Genomic DNA, 16,200 nt, shown 5'->3' with positions numbered 1-16,200 from the left:
ACCGGGCGGACTAACCCTTCGAACCGGCTTCCGAACCCGCTTCCGCCTGGTCTGCCGCTCCTGCCTCCGGACCCGCTTCCGCTTCATCCGCCGGGCCGGCTTCCGCTCCGGCTTCCGCTCCGGCCTCCGGATCCTTGTGCTCCGGCCGCTCCGGAAGCTCCGCGGCCAGCGCGGCGGCGGCCTGGACGAGCGGAAGCGCGAGCAGCGCCCCGGTGCCCTCGCCCACCCTGACACCGTGATCGAGCAGCGGGGTCAGCGTCAGCCGGTCCAGCGCCTTGGCCTGCGCCGGCTCCCCGGTCAGCTGCCCCGCCAGCCAGTAGTCCGGCGCCCGGAAGGCGGCCCGCTGCGCGACCATCGCCGCGGCCGCGGTCACCACCCCGTCGATGATCACCGGCATCCGGCGCACCGCGCTCTGGAGCAGGAATCCGGTCATCGCGGCCAGATCCGCACCGCCGGACGCCGCCAGCAGCTCCAGCTGGTCACCCAGGACCGGCCGGGCCCGGCGCAGCGCGTCCCGGATCGCCGCGCACTTGCGCATCCACGCCAGATCGTCGATGCCCGCACCGCCGCGCCCGGTCACCACCGAGGCGTCCGTACCGCAGAGCGCCGCGATCAGCGTGGCCGCGGCGGTGGTGCCGCCCACGCTCAGATCGCCCAGGACCACCAGATCCGTGCCGGAGTCGGCCTCCTCGTCGGCGAGCGCCACCCCCAGCCGTACCGCCTTCTCGGCCTCCTCGACGGTCAGCGCGTCCTCGATGTCGATCCGCCCGGAGCCGCGCCGCACCCGGTGGCGCACCACCTCGTCCGGCAGCAGCGCGGGATCGCAGTCCAGCGCGGCATCGACGACCCGCACCGGCACCCCCGCCCGGCGGGCCAGCACGGCGACCGGGCTGCCGCCCTCCAGCACGGCGCGCACCAGTTCGTGCGCGGTGCCCTCCTCCCGGCCGGAGACGCCCAGGGACGCCACCCCGTGGTCGGCGGCGAACAGCACCACCCGGGGCCGCTCCAACGGCCGCACCGGCACGGCGGCCTGAGCGGCCGACAGCCACTCGCCCAGCTCGTCGAGTCGGCCGAGGGAACCGGGCGGGACGACCAGCCGCTCCCTGCGGTCCTCGGCATCGCGCCGCACACCGCCGTCGGGGCGCTCGATCAGATCGGAGAAGTCATCGAGATTCAGCCTGCTCATTCGCCGAACAGTACCCGTACGGCACGGCCCGGGGCCGGTCGCCTTCCGGCGGCTCCCGGCGGGCCGCCGCGCCCCGCCCGGCGGTCCCTCCCCGTCCCGTACGAGGTCAGCCGCGCAGAACCAGCGCCTGCCCGGCCACCACCAGCAGCAGTTGCTCGCACTCGGCCGCGAAAGCCGCGTTCAGCCGCCCCAGCTCGTCCCGGAAGCGCCGGCCGGACGCGGTCGCGGGGACCACCCCGGAGCCCGCCTCATTGGTCACGGCCACCACGGTGCGCGAGCTCTCCCGGACCGCGGCGATCAGCTCGGCGATCCGCTCGCGCAGCGCCGTCCGCCCCTCCGCCCGCCACCGGTCGTCGTCCCAGGCGCCGACCCGGTCCATCGCGTCGGTGAGCCAGAGCGAGAGACAGTCGATCAGCAGCGGCGGCCCGTCGGCGCGGAGCAGCGGTACGAGATCGCAGCCCTCCTCGGTCCGCCAGGAGGAGGGGCGCCGCTCCCGGTGCAGCGCCACCCGGTCCGCCCACTCGGAGTCCCCCTCGCGGCGCCCGCCGGTGGCCGCGTACACCACACCGGGGAAGGTCTCCAGCCGCCGCTCGGCCTCCACCGACTTCCCCGACCTGGCGCCTCCGGTCACCAGCGTGCGGCGCGGCACATCCGGCACGGCGTGGTACTCGCCGACGATCAGAGTCGTCCCGTCGGGCACCGCGCGGGTGCCGGCCGCGGCCAGCCTGCGGTCCAGCTCGGGGCCGCCGGGCACCTCGTGGTCCAGATGGACGGCGATCACATCGGTGGTCGCGCCGATCGCCCCGCTGGCGCGGAGCAGCGCGACGGCGTCCGGCCGGCCGATCACATCGGCGACGACCATCTCGTACGCGGCCAGCCCCTCCGCCAGCCCGGCGGGCGCGCCGCCCGGCGGCAGATAGAGCAGCCGGTCGCCGTCGGGCGAGGTGACCTCGTACCCCGTGCCGGGGTTGTCCATCGGCACCGCCCGCACCCGGTGGCCGCTGATCAGTGTCAGTACGCGCCCGTCCGGCACCCGCCCGGCGGACGGCAGCCCGGCGGGGACGTCGACGGCGGGTCCGTCGTGCGGGTGAGTGAGCAGCACCTGGCGCACGCCCACGAGCGAGTGCCCGGCCCGGGCGGCGGCGAGGGCGGCGCCCGGGGTCAGGTCGAGCAGCAGCGCGCCGTCCACGAGCAGCGCGGTGGCCGCCCGCGCCTGGGGGCCGCGGGCGGTCGCGCAGACGGCGCAGGGACAGTCGGGCCGGGGGAGTCCGGCCGGGGCGCCGGTGCCGAGCAGAGTCAGTTCCACAATCCTGATCCTCCCGTGTCACCGCGACGCGTGCGCGCCCGGCTACGCTGCGGGCAGGACGGAGATCACTTCAGCGCCCTTGGGAGGCGGACATGGCCTGGACGTGGCGGTTCGAGAAGTCCGACGGAACGGAGGTCCAGCCGGCGATCGAGCCGGAGGAGTTCACGACGCAGGGGGACGCGGAGTCGTGGATCGGTGAGTACTGGAAGGAACTGCGCGACGGCGGCGCGGACCGGGTGGTGCTCTCCGAGGACTCGACCGTGATCTACGGCCCGATGAGTCTGGACGCCCCGGAGTAGCGCGACCGGGCGCCCCTGTGCGGAGCCATCTCCGGTCCGGCTTCCGTTTCCCGTTCCGTTCGCGGTCCGGCGGCGGTTCCGGCCTTCCGCGCGGGGGTGCCCAGCGGCTCGCTCGCGGCGACGGGCTCAGATCTCGCCCAGGGTCACCCGGGCCGTTCTCTCCTCGCCGTCCCGCACATACGCCACCACGACCTGCTGCCCCGGCCGCTTCGACGCCAGGGCCTCCGCGAGGGTGGTGATGGTGGTGATCTCGGACGAGCCGACCTTGACGATGATGTCCCCGGGCCGCAGCCCCGCCTTGTCCGCCGCGCCGTTCTCCGTGACATCCACGATCGCGGCGCCCGACGGCTGGTAGTTGTCGTCCAGGACCGTCCGGGCGGTGATGTCCAGCGCCGCCCGGCCCGAGTCGGTGACCTTGCCCTTCTGGATGATCTGGTCGGCGACCGTCTTCACCATCGAGACCGGGATGGCGAATCCGATGCCCGGCGCGGCGCTGTCGCCCAGATCCGGATCGGTCGCCGCGAGCGTCGGGATCCCGATCACCTCACTGTCCAGATTGACCAGCGCGCCGCCGCTGTTGCCCGGGTTGATCGCCGCCGAGGTCTGGACCATATTGCCGATGGTCGCCCCGGTCCCGCCGCCGGTCGTGCTCTCGCTCACGGTGCGGCCGATACCGGAGACGATGCCCTGGGTCACGCTGCTGGAGAGCCCGAGCGGCGACCCCATCGCCAGCACGATCTGGCCGACCGCGACCTTCGACGAGTCACCGAAGGCCGCCGCCTCCAGACCGGCCGGGACCCGGTCCAGTCTGATGACCGCCAGATCCTGTTCCGGATAGGCGGAGACCAGCTTGGCGGTCAGCGGCTCCTCGCCGGTGGCGACGGTGACCAGGAAGGAGCTTCCCTCGCCCACCACATGGGCGTTGGTGACGACATGGCCCTTGCTGTCGTAGACGATCCCCGAGCCCAGGCTGTTGCCGGCCTCGATCTGGACGACCGACGGCAGTACGTTCTTGATCACCGTCTCGTAGTCGCTCTGGAGCTCGTTCACCGCCTTGGGGGGCACCGCCCGCGTCGAGTTCCGCGGCTGCCGGTCCGCCGCCGCCGACCCTGCGGGCGACGAGGAGGGGATCCCCGTACAGCCGCTCGCCAGGACGAGTACGCAGACCCCGGCCGCCAGCACGGCCGGCAACCGGCGGCGCGGGCCGCGGGCGGGACGGCGGGGCGGTTGGCGGGGCGGGTGGTGAGCGGGACGGCGGGGCGCGGGATCCTGGGACTCGACCATAAGCGGAGTATGGCTTTTGACCCGATTGCCCGGCATGTCGTGCGCGGCCGATCAGGTGGCGCCGTGCTCCGTCCCGGCCCCTCCGGCCCCCCGGCCCCCCGCCCGCTTCCGCCGCCCGGACGCCCCGGCGTCCCGCCCGCTCAGGCCGTCCGCACCGGGACCCCCGCCCCGGCCGTCCCGCCGCCGCCCGCCGCCCCGGCCGGCGGGACCTCGGCCGGCGGTGCCTCCGCCGGGTCGGGCCCCTGGGTCGCCAGGAATTGGGTCGCCGCCAGCTCCCCGTAGAGCGGATCCCCGGCCACCAGCTCCTCGTGCGTCCCCACCGCCCGGACCTTCCCCGCGTCCATCACCACGATCCGGTCCGCCATGGTCACCGTCGACAGCCGGTGCGCCACCACCAGCACCGTCACCTCCCGCGACACCTCCGCGACCACATCGCGCAGCGCCAGCTCATTGACGGCGTCCAGCTGTGACGTCGCCTCGTCCAGCAACAGGATCCGCGGTCGCCGCAGCAGCGCCCGCGCGATCGCCACCCGCTGGCGCTCGCCGCCGGAGAGCTTGGAGCCCCGGTGGCCGACCACCGTGTCCAGCCCGTCCGGCAGCCGGTCCACCAGCGTGTCCAGCCTCGCCCGCACCAGTACGTCCCGGATCTCGTCGTCCGTGGCCCCGGGGGCGGCGAAGACCAGATTCTCGCGGAGCGTCCCCGCCAGTACCGGCGCGTCCTGCTCCACATAGCCGATGGCCGCCCGCAGCTCCGCCATCGGCCAGTCGCGCACATCCGTGCCGTCGACCAGGATCCGGCCGCCGTCCGGCTCGTAGAAGCGCTCGATCAGCCCGAAGACGGTGGTCTTGCCCGCGCCGGAGGGACCCACGAAGGCGGTCATCCCCGCCCCCGGCACCGTGAAGGAGACGCCGTGGTGCACATCCGGCAGCCCCCGCGCGTAACGGAAGCGGACGTCGTCGAAGACGACCGCCGCCGGGCCGCCCGCCGACGGCCGGGGCGTGCCCAGCTCCTCCGTGCCGAGCCGTTCCGCCTCCACGATCCGGGCGATGGCCGCCGAACCCGCCTGGTACTGGGTCGCCGCCTCCACGAGCTGGGTGATCGGCGAGATCAGATAGAAGAGGAAGAGCAGAAACGCCACCAGGGTGGAGATGGTGATGGCGCCGGAGGCCACCCGGGCGCCGCCGATGCCGAGCACCGCCAGGAAGGACACCTGCACCGCGAGCCCCACCGACGAGCCCGCGACCGACTGCCACTTCGCGGACCGGATGCCCTGCCGCCACGCCTCCTCGGCAGCGGCGGAGACCACCGCGGTCTCGCGTGCCTCGGCGCCGGACGCCTTGAGGGTGCGGAAGGCGCCGAAGGCCCGCTCCAGCACGGTGGCGATCTCGCCCACGGCGGCCTGCGACCGCTCGGTCGACTCCGCGATCTTCGGCATCACCAGGGCGACACAGCCGCCGATGCCCACGATCACCGCCACGGTCACCCCGAGCAGCACCACATCCATCACCCCCATCATCACCAGCGTGGCGACGAAGGCGAGACCGCCGGTGGCGGCCGAGATGATCGACTGGGTGGTCACCGCTCGGAGCAGAGTGGTGTCGGAGGTGACCCGGGACATCAGATCGCCGGGCGGGATCCGCTCCACCTCGGGGAGCCGCAGCCGCAGCAGCCGCCCGATCAGGGTGCGGCGGGCGGCCAGCACCACGGACTCGGCGGTGCGCTCCAGGATGTACGAGCCGACCGCGTCGATGGCGGTGCCGACGACCACCAGCGCGGTGAGCAGGATCAGCACCGCGGCGATCGGCTCGTCGCCGCCGAGCCGCTCCACCAGCTCCTTGGCGGCCAGCGGCTGGGCCAGCCCGGTGACGGTGCCTATCAGGGCGAAAAAGGCCCCGATTGCGACCAGCCGCCGGTGCGGGCGGAAGTGGGTGTACAGCGCCCGCCAGGTCTCCCCGGCGGACAGCTTCACACCGGGCGCTCCGGTGCCGCCGGTCTCCGGGGACGCGGGTACGGGCAGGGGGGCCGGGGTGGATTCAGCGGTGCTCACTTCCGCAAGGACGCGAGAAGGCGCGTTCCACCTGACAGGCCGGCCGGTCTTTCGCGAGCGGTGCCGCCGGGGCGGTGCCGGTCAGCCCCGTACGCCGCACAGATGCAGCAGCGCCGCGACGTGGCGGTACGGATCCGTCCGCCCGGCCCGGTCCTCCGCCGCGAGATGCCGCTCCAGGACATCCACGGCCGGCATCCCGGAGTCGGCCCGCCATTCGGTGAAGACCTGGACGCCGTACCAGGTGTGCAGCGGCGCGGCGATTCCGGCGAGGGTCGAGGTCAGCGCCGCGAGCCGATAGGCGCGTACGACCTCCCCGCGCCGGTCGGTGGTGGTGTCCGCGTCCAGCGCGGCGAGGGTCCCGGCCCAGTCCCCGGTGAGCCCCGGCCGCATGGCCAGCGCGTCGGCGTTCCGCACGAGAAGGGAGAGCAGACCGCCGGGCGCGAGCATCCGGGCCAGCCCGGCGAGCATCGCGTCGGGCTCCTGGGACGACATCAGCGCACCGTGGCAGAGCACCACGTCGAAGCTGCCGGGCAGAAAGTGCACACCGGTCTCGCGGCAGTCGCCCTCGATCAGCCGGACCCGCTCGCGGATCCCGGCCGGCTCGGTGGTCAGCGACTCCCGGGCCTCGCGCAGCAGCGCGGTGTCGGATTCCAGTCCGGTGACGGTGTGGCCGGCCCGGGCCAGCCGGAGCGCCTGCGCGCCCCGGCCCATGCCCACATCGAGGATCCGCAGCCGCTGGCCCACCGGGTAGCGGGAGGCGATCTGCTCGTCGAGCTGGCGGGCGACCAGATCGTGCCGGACGATCTCGCGCAGCCCGCTGCCGAGATCCGGGCCGCCGGGTACGTCGGGTGCCGCGGCCGGGAGCGGCGCGGCGGGAGCGGGCGGGGCGGAGGGCGCGACCGCGCCGGACGGAACAGCCTCCGGGGACGCCGGGGCGTCCGCCGGTACCTCTATCTGCGCGGGGTCGCCCTGGGGGGCGGGGACGAAGAGTCCGCCCGCCACCCTGGGATCGTCCGGCACCGCGTCCGGGAGCCCCACGGCCTCCGTACTCAGGGTCGCTCTCCCCGCTTGACCTGCGGCTTCGGCAGGCGCAGCCGGCGCAGCTGGAGCGTACGCATCAGGGCGTAGGCGACCGCGCCGCGCTTCGGCTCATCCGGGAAGCGCTCATTGAGCTGCTTCTTCAGCCGGATGCCCAGACCGATGGAGTCGATCACCATCATGACGATCACACCGAGCCAGACCAGCAGCGAGGCGCTCTTCAGCGCCGCCACCGGAATGGTGCTCATGATCAGGATGACGACGGCCATCGGCAGGAAGAACTCGGAGACGCAGAAGCGCGAGTCCACGAAGTCACGGGCGAACTTGCGCACCGGACCCTTGTCCCGCACGGGCAGATACCGCTCGTCGCCATTGGCGAGCGCGGCGCGCTGCTTCGCCAGATCGGTACGGCGGGCCTCCCGCTGTCGCTTCATGGCCTCCTTGCGGTCGAGCGGCTGGCTGACCGCACGACGACGCTGGGTCTGCGCCTCACTCCGCTTCGGAGTGGGGCGGCCCTTGGGAGCCTGAGGGTCACGGTTCGGCTGGGAGAGGTCCGGCACCTGATCGGTGGGGGCCTTCTCTGTCTTGGCACGGCTACGGAACACAGCAACCAGGGTACGGGGTGACACGCATGGACCCAACGCCGGAGGGGAACCATCCGAGAGCGTCCTGTGCCAATAAGAGATGGAAAGCCATGGAAAGCCCGCGATGTGCCAATGAATCGAAGCGCAGGGTGTGCGGCGGGCAGGGAAAAGAGAGTGGCCGGATGTGTCCGGGAGAACAGACCGGGTGGCGGACCCGAGGGATCCCTGACAGCCGTCTACTCCTTGCGCGGGATCGGGAACGGTGCGCAGTCGTCCTTGGGGATGAGCGCATCGGCGTCCGAACAGTGCGGTAATGGATGCAGGGCCCGTACTGTTGGTCCTGTTGGAGTGCTGGAGTCGTAGTCCGTCAGAAGGGGGCGCGCGAAGCCCATGAGCGGTGTCATGAAGCGTATGGGGATGATCTTCCGCGCGAAGGCCAACAAGGCCCTGGACCGGGCCGAGGATCCGCGCGAGACCCTCGATTACTCGTACCAGAAGCAGCTGGAGCTGCTTCAGAAGGTACGCCGCGGCGTCGCCGATGTGGCGACCTCGCGCAAGCGTCTGGAGCTCCAGCTCAATCAGCTCCAGGGCCAGTCGTCCAAGCTGGAGGACCAGGGCCGCAAGGCGCTGGCGCTCGGCCGCGAGGACCTGGCCCGTGAGGCGCTCTCCCGCCGTGCCGCGCTTCAGCAGCAGGTCAGCGATCTGGAGACGCAGCACCAGACCCTTCAGGGCGAGGAGGAGAAGCTCACCCTCGCCGCCCAGCGTCTTCAGGCCAAGGTCGACGCCTTCCGCACCAAGAAGGAGACGATCAAGGCCACCTACACCGCCGCCCAGGCACAGACCCGGATCGGTGAGGCGTTCTCCGGTATCTCGGAGGAGATGGGCGATGTCGGCCTCGCGATCCAGCGGGCCGAGGACAAGACCGCTCAGCTCCAGGCCCGTGCCGGGGCCATCGACGAGCTGCTCGCCTCCGGCGCCCTGGACGACTCCTCCGGGATGGCGAAGGACGACATCGCGGCCGAGCTGGACCGCATCTCCGGCGGTACGGATGTCGAGCTGGAGCTCCAGCGGATGAAGGCCGAGCTGGCCGGCGGAAGCAGCGCCTCCCAGCAGGCCATCGAGGGCGGCGGCGCGCAGGACGCCTCCCGGTCGCAGCACAGCACCCGGCCCGACTTCGACAAGAAGTAGCCGCCGCCGGGGCCGTTCGGCGGGCATCGCCGGGCGGCCGGCGCCGGTGCGGGAAGCCGGGGACGCCGACGAAAGGTACGCGTCATGATCGTACGGATCATGGGGGAGGGTCAGCTCAGACTGGCGGACAGCCACTTCGCCGAACTGAACAGACTCGATGACGAACTGCTGGCCGAGATGGAGCGGGGCGACGGACCCGCTTTCCGCGGGACCCTCGCGGCGCTGCTGGACCGGGTCCGCGAGCTCGGCGAGCCACTGCCGGACGATGCCCTGGAGCCCTCGGAGCTGATCCTCCCCGGGCCGGACGCGACCCTGAGAGATGTACGGGACATGCTGGGCGACGAGGGTCTGATCCCGGGCCTGCCCGGCTGACCCGGCACCGACCCGCCCCGTACGCCCCCCGCACGCACACCGGGGCCGGGCCCCCCCGCGCCCCCGGGGGCGCGCGCACTCCAACACACCCGCACCGCTCCCGCCCGGGGCGGTGCGGCGCCGCCCCCGGTGTCCGGTCCGGGACTCCGGCCACCCCGCGCCGGAGTCATCCCGCCCGGCACGCCGTAACGTTGCCTGCCGTGACCTCACTCGCCACCGGCTTCGCCCGCACCCAGCGCTGGCTCCGCGAACATCCGCTGGCCTTCGACGGTGCGATCGCCGCGACCGCCATGGTCTGCATGGTCATCGGGTCGTTCGCCGTGAACGGCGAGCACGGACCCGAATTCGGGTCCCGCACCCCCTCCGCGCGCAGTGTGGTGCTGATCGCGCTGGTCGCCGCCGCCCTGGTGTTCCGGCGGCGCAACCCGATGGGCGTACTGGTCTTCGCCGGCCTGCTCTCCGTGGTCGAGCTCAGCTTCGGCGACCCCTCCGCACCGGTCGCCATGGGCGCCGTGATCGCCCTCTACACCGTGGCCTCCCGCACCGACCGCCCCACCACCTGGCGCGTCGGACTGCTGACGATGACCGTGCTCACCGGCACCGCCATGTTCTACGGCTCCACCCCCTGGTACACCCAGGAGAATCTCGGCATCTTCGCCTGGACCGGCATGGCGGCGGCGGCCGGGGACGCGGTGCGCAGCCGCCGGGCCTTCGTCGACGCCATCAGGGAACGCGCCGAGCGGGCCGAGCGGACCCGTGAGGAGGAGGCCCGCCGCCGGGTCGCCGAGGAGCGGCTGCGGATCGCCCGTGACCTCCACGATGTCGTCGCCCACCACATCGCCCTGGTCAATGTCCAGGCCGGGGTGGCGGCCCATGTCATGGACAAGCGGCCCGACCAGGCCAAGGAAGCCCTCGCCCATGTGCGGGAGGCCAGCCGCTCCGCGCTCAACGAGCTCCGTGCCACCGTCGGACTGCTGCGCCAGTCCGGGGACCCCGAGGCGCCCACCGAGCCCGCCCCCGGACTCGGCGTGCTGGACGAACTCGTCACCACCTTCCGCCAGGCCGGGCTGCCCGTGGAGGTCGCCCGCGCCGACGACGGGCTCAAGCCCCCCTCCGCCGTCGACCTCGCCGCGTACCGGATCATCCAGGAGGCGCTGACCAATGTGCGCAAGCACGCCGGCCAGGAGGCCAGGGCCGAGGTCAGTGTGATCAGGGTGGGCCAGACCCTGGAGGTCACCGTGCTCGACAACGGCCCCGCACCGGAGCGCCCGCCCGCCGCGGGGAACGCCCAGGGGAACACAGCCGGGAACGCCGGGAACGCCGGGAACACAGCCGGGAGCTCCGCCGGGAACGGTGTCGCCCAGCCCGAGGGCGGCCACGGCCTGCTCGGCATGCGCGAACGCGTCACCGCCCTCGGCGGCCGGCTCAGCGCCGGACCCCGCTACGGCGGCGGCTTCCGGGTGCAGGCGATACTTCCTCTCACCGTGCGCCCGGGGGAGAACCGATGACGATCAGAGTGCTGCTCGCCGACGACCAGACGCTGCTCCGCAGCGCCTTCCGGATCCTGGTCGACTCCGAGCCCGACATGGAGGTCGTCGGCGAGGCCGCCGACGGTGCCGAGGCATTCGCCCTCGCCCGCTCCGAGCGGGCCGATGTGGTCCTGATGGACATACGGATGCCGGGCACGGACGGCCTCGCCGCCACCCGGCTGATCACCGCCGACCCCGAACTCGCCCGGGTCCGGGTCGTCATGCTGACCACCTTCGAGGTCGACGAGTACGTCGTGCAGTCCCTGCGGGCCGGCGCCTCCGGCTTCCTCGGCAAGGGCGCGGAGCCGGAGGAACTCCTCAACGCCATCCGGATCGCCGCCAATGGCGAGGCGCTGCTCTCCCCGGCCGCCACCAAGGGCCTGATCGCCAAATTCCTCGCCCAGGGCCATGACGACGACCGCGACGCCCGGAAGTACTCCGCCCGGCTCGAAGCGCTCACCGTCCGCGAACGCGAAGTGCTCGTCCTGGTCGCCGGCGGCCTCTCGAACGACGAGATCGCCGAACGCCTCCAGGTCAGTCCGCTCACCGTGAAGACCCATGTCAACCGGGCGATGGCGAAACTCGGCGCCCGCGACCGCGCCCAACTCGTCGTCATCGCCTATGAGTCCGCACTGGTGCGCCCGCGCGTGGAGTGACGCGGGCGCCGTGCCGGGGGCCGGGGCGCGCGCGCCGCGCCGCGTACTCCAGCCGCGGTATGCGCGGAAGGAAGAAACGGGACCTGCGGGCGACGGGGCGCCCTCCGCGATGGCTGATCGTATAAGCGAGCACCGGGGCCGTGCGCAAGCCGGCCGCGACCCGCGCATGCCGCACGCAAGCCACGGAAGAGAGACACCCCATGTCCTGGCTGTCGAAATTCAGCCTCTCGCAACGTGCCCTCGTCGGGCTGATGGCGATCGTGGCGATCGTCTTCGGCGCGATCGCCGTACCGCAGCTCAAACAGCAGCTGCTGCCCTCCATCGAACTCCCCATGGTCTCGATCCTCGCCCCGTACGAGGGCGCCTCCCCCGAGGTGGTCGAGAAGCAGGTCGTCGAACCGCTGGAGAGCGCCGTCGAGGCCGTCGACGGCATCAAGAGCATCACCTCCACGGCGAGCGAGGGCAACGCCGTGATCATGGCCGGTTTCGACTACGGGGACGGCACCGAGCAGCTCGTCGCCGATGTCCAGCAGGCCGTGAACAGGGCCCGCGCCTTTCTGCCGGAGAGTGTCGACCCGCAGGTCATAGCCGGCTCGACCGACGACATCCCCACCGTCGTCCTCGCGGTCACCTCCGACAAGGACCCGCAGTCCCTGGAGGACCAGCTGGAACGCACCGTCGTCCCGGCCCTGGAGGACATCGACGGCGTCGCCCAGGTCTCCATCGACGGCGTCCGCGATCTCCAGGTCTCCGTCACCCCCGACGACGCGAAGCTCGCCCGCGCCGGACTGACCACCGCCGCCCTCGCCGAGGCGCTGCGCGCGGGCGGCGGCACGGTGCCCGCCGGAATCCTCAGCGAGGACGGCAGGAGCCGCACCGTGCAGGTCGGCGGCGGCTACACCGAGCTCGCGCAGATCGAGAATCTGCGGATCACCCCGCCGCCGGCCCGCCCCGGCGCGAAACCGCGCCCGCCGGTGCGGCTCGCCGACATCGCCGCCGTCGAGCAGACCCCGGCCTCCGCCGTCTCCCTCACCCGCACCAACGGCGAGCCCAGCCTCGCGGTCCTCGCTACCATGGACAACGAAGGCAGCGCGGTCGCCATCTCCGAAGCGGTCCGGGAGAAACTGCCCGAGCTGCGCGCGGACCTCGGCTCCGGCGCCGAACTGACCGTCGTCTCCGACCAGGGTCCCGCGGTCTCCAAGTCGATCTCCGGCCTGACCACCGAGGGCGCGCTCGGCCTGCTCTTCGCGGTCCTGGTGATCCTGGTCTTCCTGGCCTCGGTGCGCTCCACCCTGGTCACGGCCGTCTCCATCCCGCTCTCCGTGGTCCTCGCGCTGATCGTGCTCTGGACCCGTGATCTGTCGCTCAACATGCTCACCCTGGGCGCGCTCACCATCGCCATCGGCCGGGTCGTGGACGACTCGATCGTGGTCCTGGAGAACATCAAGCGCCATCTCGGCTACGGCGAGGAGCGCGAGAGCGCGATCATCAACGCGGTGCGGGAGGTCGCCGGCGCGGTGACCGCCTCCACCCTCACCACGGTCGCCGTCTTCCTCCCGATCGGACTGACCGGCGGCATGATCGGCGAGCTCTTCGGCTCGTTCTCGCTGACCGTCACCGCGGCGCTGCTGGCCTCGCTGCTCGTCTCGCTCACCGTCGTCCCGGTGCTCTCCTTCTGGTTCCTGCGCGCCCCCAGGGCGGTACGCGGCATGGACCCGGACGAGGCCCGGCGGATCGCGGAGGAGAAGGAGGAGCGCAGCCGGCTCCAGCGGGGCTATGTCCCCGTGCTCCGGTTCGCCACCCGCCGCCGCTTCACCAGCATCGCCATCGCCGCCGTCGTCCTGCTCGGCACCCTCGGCATGGGCGGCCTGCTGAAGACCAACTTCTTCGACCAGGGCGAGCAGGAGGTCATGTCCATCAGGCAGGAGCTGCCGCCCGGCACCTCCCTGGACGCCGCCGACGCCGCCGCGCGGAAGGTCGAGAAGGTCCTCGACGGTGTCGACGAGATCAAGGACTACCAGGTCACCGTGGGCTCCTCCGGCTTCATGGCGGCCTTCGGCGGCGGCACCGGCGCCAACCAGGCGTCCTACCAGCTGACCCTGAAGGACGCGGGGGAGTACGAGCGGGCCCGCGACCGCATCGACGCCGGGCTGGCGAAGCTCGACGGCATCGGCGACACCACCATCGCGGCCGGTGACGGTTTCGGCAGCCAGGATCTGAGTGTGGTGGTCAAGGCCGCCGACCCGGCGACCCTGAAGGCGGCCTCGGAGTCGGTCCGCGAGGAGATCGCCGGGCTCGACAACGTCACCGACGTCCAGAGCGATCTCGCCCAGAGCATTCCCCGGATCACGGTCAAGGGCAATGCCGGGGCGTCGGCCGCCGGCTTCAGCGAGGCCACGCTCGGGCTCGCCGTCGCCCAGGCGGTGCGCGGCACCCCGGCCGCCAAGGCGATCCTCGACGACACCGAACGCGATGTCGTCATCACCTCCGCCGAGCCCGCCGCCACCCTCGCCGAACTGCGCGCCCTCGACCTCGGCGGCGTCCGGCTCGGGGAGGTCGCCACGGTGCGGGTGGAGCCCGGACCGGTCTCCAAGACCCGGATCGACGGCGCCCGGGCGGCCACCGTCTCCGCCAAGCCGACCGGTGACAACACGGGCGCGGTGAGCAGCGCGCTCCAGTCGAAGCTGAGCTCCCTCGATCTGCCGGAGGGCGCCACCGCCTCCATCGGCGGTGTCTCGGAGGACCAGGACGAGGCGTTCGCCTCGCTGGGTCTGGCGATGCTGGCGGCCATCGCGATCGTCTTCATGCTGCTCGTCGCCGCCTTCCGCTCGCTGGTGCAGCCGCTGATCCTGCTGGTCTCCATCCCCTTCGCGGCGACCGGCGCGATCGGTCTGCTGGTGATCACCGGCACTCCGCTGGGGGTTCCGGCCCTGATCGGCATGCTGATGCTCATCGGCATCGTCGTGACCAACGCGATCGTGCTGATCGATCTGATCAATCAGTACCGGGCGCAGGGGTACGGAGTGGTCGAGGCCGTCGTGGAGGGCGGCCGGCACCGGCTGCGGCCCATTCTGATGACGGCACTGGCGACGATCTTCGCCCTGCTCCCGATGGCGCTGGGCATCACCGGCCAGGGCGGCTTCATCGCCAAACCGCTGGCCGTGGTGGTGATCGGCGGTCTGATCAGCTCCACGCTGCTCACGCTGCTGCTGGTGCCGACGCTGTACGCGATGGTCGAACTCCGCAAGGAGCGCCGCGCCGCGAAGAAGGCGGCCGGGCGCCCGGGCGGGAAGAGCGGCCCCGCGGACTCCGGCGGATCCGAGGGCGGCGCCGGGGAGCCCGCCCCGGCCGCGGTCTGATCCGCCCGCCCCACCGCACCCCGGTCCGGGACCTGTACGGGTCCCGGACCGGGGTGCGGTGCGTACGGAGCGGGCGGCCGGCCCTCAGCCGGCCCGCGCCGGGCGCCCCGTACCGGCCGCGTCCTGAGCCGGGCCGGCCCCCTCCCGTACCGCCCGGTCGGCCATCCGGCCCGCGGCCACCGCCAGCACCGCGCAGACCGTCATACCCGCGAACATCGGCACCGCCGTGTCCGCCCCGCCGAGCCCCACCAGCGGGGCGACCACGGCACCGAGCGCGCTCTGCGCCGTGCCCAGCAGGGCGGAACCGGTGCCCGCCGCGTCCGGGACCCGGCCGATCGCCAGGGCCGCCGCATTGGCGAAGGCCGGCCCGATGCCGCCGCAGACCACCGCGATCAGCGGCAGCGCGACCGCGGTGGTGAGCACCCCGGCCACCGCCGCCAGCAGCAGCCCGGCACACCCCGCCACCATCGCGTACAGCCCCGCCCGCAGCAGCCGCCCGGGACCCGTCCGGGTCACCAGCCGGGCATTCGCCAGCCCGGTCAGCGCCGCGACGACCGCCCCGCCGCTGAAGGCCACCGATGACACCCCGACACTCAGGCCCAGCACGTTCTGGAGCAGAAACGGCGACCCGGCGATATAGCAGAAGAGGGTGCCGAAGCCGAAGGTGAACGCCAGGGTGTAGCCGTTGTACGCCCGGTCGGCCAGCACCCGGCGCGCCGAGCCGAGCAGTTGCGCCGCGCCGCCGCCCATCCGGCGCTCCTTCGGCAGACTCTCCGGCACCGCGACGAGGACGGCCACCGCGACCACCGCCGCGACCGCGCCGAGCACCCAGAACACCATCCGCCAGCCGGCCGCCTCGATGATCGCGCCGCCCGCGAGCGGGGCCACGATCGGCGCGATGGTGCCCAGCGTCATCAGCAGCGCCAGCAGCCGGGCGGCGGCGGCTCCCTCGGCGACATCGGAGACCACGGCCCGGCCGATGACGACCCCGGCCGCGCCGCTGAACCCGGCGGCGAAACGGGCGGCGATCAGCCACCCCAGGGAGGGCGCCACGGCGCACAGCACGGTGGCGAGCGCACAGGCCGCGGCCCCGGCGAGCAGCGGCCCCCGCCTGCCCCGGCGGTCGGAGAGCGGGCCGAAGACCAGATGCCCGAGGGTCATTCCGGCCAGATACGAGGTCAGGGTGAGCTGTACGCCGGAGGCGTCCGTGCCCAGCTCCCGGGCCATGCCGGGGAAGGCGGGCAGATACATGTCGGTCGACAGCGGACCGACGAGGGTGAGCAGCGCGAGCGCGCCGGTCAGTACGGGCACGACGAGGAACCCCCGGGGGGAGAGAGGACGGCCTGGGGCG

13 protein-coding genes are annotated in these 16,200 nt (G+C 73.0%); 6 read left to right on the top strand and 7 right to left on the bottom strand.

Annotated elements, in window-relative coordinates:
* Positions 1–10 precede the first annotated feature (10 nt).
* On the bottom strand, positions 11–1,186 hold the full coding sequence (gene cobT / locus AAFN69_RS04100) for a nicotinate-nucleotide--dimethylbenzimidazole phosphoribosyltransferase (RefSeq protein WP_347726873.1): 1,176 nt from the start codon (positions 1,184–1,186) through the stop codon (positions 11–13).
* Between the two features lie 106 nt (positions 1,187–1,292).
* On the bottom strand, positions 1,293–2,492 hold the full coding sequence (locus AAFN69_RS04095; RefSeq protein ID WP_347726872.1) for a bifunctional adenosylcobinamide kinase/adenosylcobinamide-phosphate guanylyltransferase: 1,200 nt from the start codon (positions 2,490–2,492) through the stop codon (positions 1,293–1,295).
* A gap of 92 nt (positions 2,493–2,584) precedes the next feature.
* On the opposite strand from AAFN69_RS04095, the gene AAFN69_RS04090 reads away from it, so the two are divergent.
* Positions 2,585–2,791, top strand: a complete 207-nt coding sequence (locus tag AAFN69_RS04090) for a hypothetical protein (RefSeq protein ID WP_347726871.1) — start codon at positions 2,585–2,587, stop codon at positions 2,789–2,791.
* A 126-nt stretch (positions 2,792–2,917) separates the two neighbouring features.
* Here AAFN69_RS04090 and AAFN69_RS04085 read toward each other — a convergent pair whose 3' ends face one another.
* The 4 genes from AAFN69_RS04085 to AAFN69_RS04070 all read right to left on the bottom strand — a co-directional run bounded on the left by AAFN69_RS04085 (position 2,918) and on the right by AAFN69_RS04070 (position 7,766).
* Positions 2,918–4,075: a trypsin-like peptidase domain-containing protein gene (locus tag AAFN69_RS04085; RefSeq protein WP_347726870.1), complete on the bottom strand. Its 1,158-nt coding sequence runs from the start codon at positions 4,073–4,075 to the stop codon at positions 2,918–2,920.
* Between the two features lie 140 nt (positions 4,076–4,215).
* Entirely contained in the window at positions 4,216–6,039 is a 1,824-nt protein-coding gene (locus AAFN69_RS04080) for an ABC transporter ATP-binding protein (RefSeq protein ID WP_347727261.1), read from the bottom strand.
* Positions 6,040–6,204: 165 nt separating this feature from the next.
* The gene (locus AAFN69_RS04075) at positions 6,205–6,927 is read right to left on the bottom strand and encodes a methyltransferase domain-containing protein (RefSeq protein WP_347727260.1); all 723 of its coding nucleotides are present in this window, start codon (positions 6,925–6,927) and stop codon (positions 6,205–6,207) included.
* A gap of 245 nt (positions 6,928–7,172) precedes the next feature.
* Positions 7,173–7,766 (bottom strand): DUF3043 domain-containing protein, encoded by a 594-nt coding sequence (locus AAFN69_RS04070; RefSeq protein WP_347726869.1) that lies wholly within the window; start codon positions 7,764–7,766, stop codon positions 7,173–7,175.
* Positions 7,767–8,147: 381 nt separating this feature from the next.
* On the opposite strand from AAFN69_RS04070, the gene AAFN69_RS04065 reads away from it, so the two are divergent.
* The 5 genes from AAFN69_RS04065 to AAFN69_RS04045 all read left to right on the top strand — a co-directional run bounded on the left by AAFN69_RS04065 (position 8,148) and on the right by AAFN69_RS04045 (position 14,849).
* Complete coding sequence (locus AAFN69_RS04065) at positions 8,148–8,933, top strand: PspA/IM30 family protein (RefSeq protein WP_347726868.1); 786 nt, start codon at positions 8,148–8,150, stop codon at positions 8,931–8,933.
* 84 nt (positions 8,934–9,017) lie between these two features.
* Positions 9,018–9,305: a hypothetical protein gene (locus tag AAFN69_RS04060; RefSeq protein WP_347726867.1), complete on the top strand. Its 288-nt coding sequence runs from the start codon at positions 9,018–9,020 to the stop codon at positions 9,303–9,305.
* Positions 9,306–9,505: 200 nt separating this feature from the next.
* Positions 9,506–10,813, top strand: coding sequence for a histidine kinase (locus AAFN69_RS04055; RefSeq protein WP_347726866.1), 1,308 nt, complete (start codon positions 9,506–9,508; stop codon positions 10,811–10,813).
* Positions 10,810–11,490: a response regulator transcription factor gene (locus AAFN69_RS04050; protein WP_347726865.1), complete on the top strand. Its 681-nt coding sequence runs from the start codon at positions 10,810–10,812 to the stop codon at positions 11,488–11,490. The genes AAFN69_RS04055 and AAFN69_RS04050 overlap by 4 nt, the downstream gene beginning before the upstream one ends.
* 200 nt (positions 11,491–11,690) lie before the next feature.
* Positions 11,691–14,849 carry an efflux RND transporter permease subunit gene (locus tag AAFN69_RS04045; RefSeq protein ID WP_347726864.1) on the top strand — a complete coding sequence of 1,053 codons (3,159 nt, stop codon included), beginning with the start codon at positions 11,691–11,693 and terminating at the stop codon, positions 14,847–14,849.
* 84 nt (positions 14,850–14,933) lie between these two features.
* Here the strand turns inward: AAFN69_RS04045 and AAFN69_RS04040 are convergent, their stop codons facing one another.
* A complete protein-coding gene (locus AAFN69_RS04040) occupies positions 14,934–16,160 on the bottom strand; it encodes a multidrug effflux MFS transporter (RefSeq protein ID WP_347726863.1) in 1,227 nt (408 codons plus the stop codon).
* Positions 16,161–16,200 lie beyond the last annotated feature (40 nt).

This window comes from Streptomyces sp. CAU 1734 (genome assembly GCF_039888735.1).
In the GTDB taxonomy this organism is placed as follows: domain Bacteria; phylum Actinomycetota; class Actinomycetes; order Streptomycetales; family Streptomycetaceae; genus Streptomyces.
This window is presented reverse-complemented; position numbering and strand designations above follow the sequence as displayed.